Source organism: Spirochaeta dissipatitropha (genome assembly GCF_054657935.1).
Window position 1 is genome coordinate 1 of sequence record NZ_BAAHXT010000043.1, and the last position, 1,254, is coordinate 1,254.

Consider the following 1,254-nt stretch of genomic DNA (forward strand, 5'->3'; position numbering starts at 1 on the left):
TAAAAGCCCTGAAAGTAGCCCGCAACCTTGAAGGCACAATGCCGCTTGAGGAAATTGCCAGAATTGTTGAGCTTCCGATTGAAGAGCTGCGCCGCCTTCTGCAGGATGATCAAAGGAAGAACGACTGAGATAGTTTTTTGCTTTCTGTTGCCTGGTACGCATTGAATACTTCGTGGTGTTCTGCTGTCGGCCAGGGAAGAACTCTCCGCCATGGACAATGGTAGAAACCATAGTGGATCAATATCATAGCTGTTTGGAGGGTGTAAACGCTATGCTCGTAATAGCTTGATAGTTGTTTCAATAATTGATGAAAGGGCAGACGCAGTTATTTGGGCAACGTTTTTTTCTACGATAGACGAGGAGGCACAAAACAATTTGCCGCATCGGACATAGCTTTGCGATGGAAGTGAACCGGTTGCAAAGTCTTTTGAAGAAAGTGGTAAAGCGAACTCATCAAGCTTAAATTTACTGGTAATCTGGCACAAGAGCAGGTCATTATAAGGAAGTTCCGCTATGACCAGCGCAGGTCGACGTTTGCTACTGCTCAAGTCAGAGAATGGAAACGGAATTACGACTATGCAACCTCTTACAAATTCTTCCACGCGATGTCCTCTTCGGGTGAGTTCCATATTTCGGATAGACTGCTTTCGGCGACTCTGTACCAGAATGAATCTTCATTGCGGGTTTTTAGAAACAGGACAAAATCCAGAACTTCCTGGACCTTTTCTGTCGGCAAATCTGCCGTTTCACGCTGCAATATTTCTCTTACACTCATACATGTCCCCTTATAAATAGTATATCCTGAGATGTTTGTGCCAACAAGACTATTTGAGGCTTTCCTTCTGTGTGAGCGCAAAGACTGGCGGCTTGCTCTTGATTCACACCTCAAGATTCAGACTGATTGAACTCTATCTCCTGTATACTGCAGGCTTGACGAAGGAAGAACGACTGACCTATTCCTTTGCTTTCTTTTGCGTGAAGGATAGTAGGAGTGCGCAGCAGCCTGCGGGCTGATTTGTCGTGCCGGCTTGTTCGGTCGATACCGACAGTCCGCAGGCCGGAGCGCCAGCCGGGCGCACGTAAGTAGCCCGGCGGTTCAGGCGCGCAGCTCCGCATAGCCTGAACCGGCTGTGCTTTCTTAAGTGCAGCCGGGACACAGCCCATATTGTGTTTTCGAATGCTGACCCTGTCGAAACGCAGGAAATGAGTGAAAATATGTATGTGGATATCGATGCATCCGGAAACCCGGTGAGT

2 protein-coding genes and 1 pseudogene are annotated in these 1,254 nt (G+C 47.7%); 1 reads left to right on the forward strand and 2 read right to left on the reverse strand.

Going from position 1 to position 1,254, the window contains the following annotated elements:
* Positions 1 to 269 precede the first annotated feature (269 nt).
* Together ACYQ2L_RS17125 and ACYQ2L_RS17130 are read right to left on the reverse strand one after the other, a co-directional pair.
* Positions 270 to 602, reverse strand: a complete 333-nt coding sequence (locus ACYQ2L_RS17125; RefSeq protein WP_460058334.1) for a type II toxin-antitoxin system PemK/MazF family toxin — start codon at positions 600 to 602, stop codon at positions 270 to 272.
* A complete protein-coding gene (locus ACYQ2L_RS17130) occupies positions 587 to 775 on the reverse strand; it encodes a hypothetical protein (protein ID WP_460058336.1) in 189 nt (62 codons plus the stop codon). The genes ACYQ2L_RS17125 and ACYQ2L_RS17130 overlap by 16 nt, the downstream gene beginning before the upstream one ends.
* Positions 776 to 1,167: 392 nt before the next feature.
* On the opposite strand from ACYQ2L_RS17130, the pseudogene ACYQ2L_RS17135 reads away from it, so the two are divergent.
* Positions 1,168 to 1,254, forward strand: a pseudogene (locus ACYQ2L_RS17135) (DUF2283 domain-containing protein); the annotation flags it as partial.